We start from the raw sequence: 4013 nt of genomic DNA on the forward strand, positions 1-4013 counted from the left end.
TGTGGGGGTGCTGGCCGCGGAGGGTGTGTCGCGGTACGTCGAGCTCGGGCCGGGTGGTGTCCTCACCGCCATGGCCCAGGACAGCCTCGACGGCCCCACCCAGGAGGGAGCCGCACCGCGGTTCATCACCCTCCTGCGCCCCGACCGCCCCGAGGACCACACGGTCGCAGCTGCGCTGGGCGACCTCTGGTGCGGCGGTGCCGAACCTGACTGGCAGGCCGTGTACGCGGGCCTGGACGTCCGGCGTGTCGGTCTGCCCACCTATCCCTTCCAGCGGGAACGCTACTGGGCGAGCGGCTCCGCGCCCGCACGCCCCCGCCCCCTGTCGGCCGGCCTTCTCTACCGCGCGTACTGGGAGCCTGTCCCGCTCCCCGCCGAGGGCCGGCTCGCGGGCACCTGGCTCGTCATCGGCGCGGAAGCCGAGTCGATGCGGCCGGCCCTGACCCGCTCCGGCGCGGACGTTCGCGTCCTCGCACCCGTCACGGCTGCGACCACCCGCGCGGAACTCGCCGCGCGGCTGCGCGAGGCGCGGGGGGAACAGGACGGTCTCGCCGGTGTTCTTCACCTTCCCGCTCCGGTCGGCGAGTCCGGCGCCACCGAGGTACTGCTGGTGCACCAGGCGCTGGGTGACGCGGAGATCGGCGCGCCCCTGTGGTGCGCCACCCGGGGAGCGGTGTCCGTCGGGCCCGGCGACCGGCTCACCGATCCGGAGCAGGCCCAGGTCTGGGGACTGGGCCGGGCCGCGGCCCTCGAGAGCCCCGACCGCTGGGGCGGACTCGTCGACCTTCCCGGAGGCGAGTTGGACGCCGCCACGGCCGACCGGCTCGCGGTACTGCTCGCCACGGCTCACGGCGAGGACCAGCTCGCACTGCGCGGAACCGGGCACGGTCTGTACGGCCGCCGTCTGGAACGCCTCGAACGCGCCACCCCGACGGCGGAGCGGTGGCGCCCGTCCGGCACGGTCCTCATCACCGGAGGCAGCGGCGCCCTGGCCGGACACCTGGCACGCCGTCTCGCGGACGAGGGAGCGGAACACCTGCTGCTGCTCAGCCGCCGTGGTCCCGAGGCGCCGGGTGCCGGGGAACTCGTGGAGGAGCTCAGGGCGAAGGGTGCCGAGGTGACCGTCGCCGCCTGCGACGTGGCCGACCCGGCGCAGGTGCGGGCGGTGCTCGCCCAGATCCCCGACGAGTTCCCCCTGCGGGCCGTGATGCACACGGCCGGGGTCCTGGACGACGCCGTCCTGGACTCCCTCACCCCACAGCGTCTCCACGCCGTGCTGCGGCCCAAGGCCGTGGCCGCCCGTACCCTGCGGGAGCTGACTCGCGACGCCGATCTCACCGCCTTCGTGCTCTATTCCTCCTTCGCCGGGATGGTGGGCGGTGCCGGCCAGGGGAACTACGCGGCCGCCAACGCCTACCTGGACGCCTTCGCCGAACAGCTCAGGGCCGACGGTGCGCCGGCCACCGCCCTCGCCTGGGGTGCCTGGGGCGGCGGAGGGATGGCCGCCGAGGAGGCGGAGGTGAGCGGACGACTGGAACGACATGGCGTCCGCGCCATGGACCCCGCCCGCGCCCTCGACGGCCTGCGGGAGGCCCTCGACCACGGTGACGCCTGCACGGCTGTCGCCGACATCGACTGGGGGCGCTTCGGCCCCGGCTTCACCACCGTCCGCCCGAGCGCCCTGCTGTCGGGAGTTCTCGAAGCGGCAACCGCGGCCGCCCGGCCCGCGCGCCGGACGGGGGACCATCTGGCGGAGCTGCCCGACGACGAGCGCGGCAGGGCGCTCCTCGACCTCGTCCTGACCCGGGCGGCCGGCGTGCTCGACCACGCCTCGGAGGACGGGATCGAACCCCACCGCCCGTTCCGCGACCTCGGCTTCACCTCCCTGATGGCCGTCGACCTGCGCAACGCCCTGAGCGCCGCCACCGGGCTCACGCTGTCCGCCACGGTCGTCTTCGACCACCCGAGTCCCCAGGCCCTCGCCGCCCATCTGAACACCAGGCTCGGCGGTACCGCGAGCACACGCGTCCTGGCCGCCCTCGACCGTGTCGAGGCCGCCCTGCCCGCCCTGGGCGCCGAGGACGGCCTGCGCGGTGAGGTGGAGAGCAGGCTCGAGGCCCTGCTCGCCGGCCTGCGCGGAAGCAGGACCGGATCCGGGACCGGCGAAGAGGCCCGTCAGGAGGTCGACACCGGAGAGCTCTCAGCCGACGACCTCTTCGCCTACATCGACGAGAAGTACGGAACCCGCTGATGAGCAACGACCAGAAGCTTCTGACCTACCTCAAGCGGGTCACCGCCGATCTCGACGAGGCCAACCAGCGTCTGCGTGAGGCGGAGGAACGCGGTCACGAACCCATCGCCGTCATCGGCGTGGGCTGCCGGTTCCCGGGCGGCGTACGGTCCGCGGAGGGCCTGTGGGAACTTCTCGCCCACGGCCGGGACGCCCTGACCCCGTTCCCCGAGGACCGCGGTTGGGACCTCGACACGCTGTACGACCCGGAGCTGGACCGCCCCGGCACCAGCTACGTCCGTGAAGGAGGGTTCCTGGAGGGCGCGGCCGAGTTCGACGCGCACTTCTTCGGCATCAGCCCGCGGGAGGCCCGTGCCATGGACCCGCAGCAGCGGCTCCTGCTGGAGGTGGCGTGGGAGACCCTCGAGGGCGCCGGGCTCGACCCGGCCGCGCTGCGGGGGAGCCGGACCGGCGTCTTCGTCGGCACCAACGGCCAGGACTACGCCTCCCTGTTCGGTGAGTACGCGGAGGAGGCGAGCGTCGAAGGACACATCGGCACCGGCAACGCGGCGAGCGTTCTGTCCGGCCGTCTCTCCTACGTCCTGGGCCTGGAGGGACCGGCGGTCACGGTCGACACGGCCTGCTCTTCCTCGCTGGTGTCGCTCCACCTCGCGGCCGAGGCGCTTCGCCGCTCCGAATGCGGCCTGGCACTGGCCGGCGGGGTCACGGTCATGTCCACACCGCGGGTCTTCGTCGACTTCTCGCGCCAGCGTGGGCTTGCTCCCGACGGGCGGTGCAAGGCCTTTTCGGCGTCGGCGGACGGCACCGGCTGGGGCGAGGGTGTGGGGGTGCTGCTGTTGGAGCGGTTGTCGGACGCGCGGCGCGACGGGCACGAGGTCCTCGCGGTGATCCGCGGTTCCGCCGTGAACCAGGACGGCGCGTCCAACGGGCTGACGGCGCCGAGTGGTCCGGCGCAGCAGAAGGTGATCCGGCAGGCGCTGGTCAACGCGGGCCTCACCGGGGCCGACGTCGACGTGGTGGAGGCGCACGGCACCGGTACCACGCTCGGTGATCCCATTGAGGCGCAGGCGTTGCTCGCCACGTACGGGAAGGGCCGCGCCGAGGGCAGGCCGTTGTGGCTGGGGTCGGTGAAGTCGAACATCGGGCACACGCAGGCCGCGGCGGGTGTGGCCGGTGTGATCAAGATGGTGATGGCGATGCGGCACGGCGTCCTCCCGAGGACGCTGCACGTCGACGAACCCACGCCTCATGTCGACTGGTCAGCAGGCACGGTGCGGCTGCTCACCGAGAACACGAACTGGCCCGCGACCCTGGAATGTCCGCGCCGCGCGGGCGTCTCGGCCTTCGGCGTCAGCGGGACCAACGCCCACATCATCCTTGAGCAGGTCCCCGAGACCGTCGGGGAACCGGTCCCCCCTCACGCCACCGAGCAGCCTCCCGTCCTGCCGTGGATCCTCTCCGCCAAGACGCCCGATGCGCTGGCCACCCGTGCCCGCACACTGGCAGAGCACCTCGCGAACCGACCCGGCCTCTCCGCCGCCGATGTCGCGCACAGCCTGTCCCGAGCACCGCTCTTCGCGGAACGGGCCGTGGCCCTGGGTGCCACCAGGGAGGAGCTCCTCGCGGGCCTCGGGGACCCGCCGATCCGCGGCACGGCCGCCGGAGCCGGTCGTACCGCGTTTCTGTTCGGTGGGCAGGGGGCGCAGCGGTTGGGTATGGGGCGTGGGTTGTGTGAGGCGTTTCCCGTGTTCGCTTCGGTGTT

General features: G+C 73.3%; 2 protein-coding genes. Both read left to right on the plus strand.

Going from position 1 to position 4013, the window contains the following annotated elements:
- The coding region (locus ACZ5C2_RS38460; RefSeq protein ID WP_468801595.1) for a beta-ketoacyl reductase at positions 1–2251 on the plus strand (2251 nt) is incomplete at its 5' end.
- The coding region (locus tag ACZ5C2_RS38465) for a type I polyketide synthase (RefSeq protein ID WP_468801597.1) at positions 2251–4013 on the plus strand (1763 nt) is incomplete at its 3' end. The genes ACZ5C2_RS38460 and ACZ5C2_RS38465, both read left to right, overlap by 1 nt.

It is taken from the genome of Streptomyces sp. NPDC031365, from assembly GCF_055569765.1.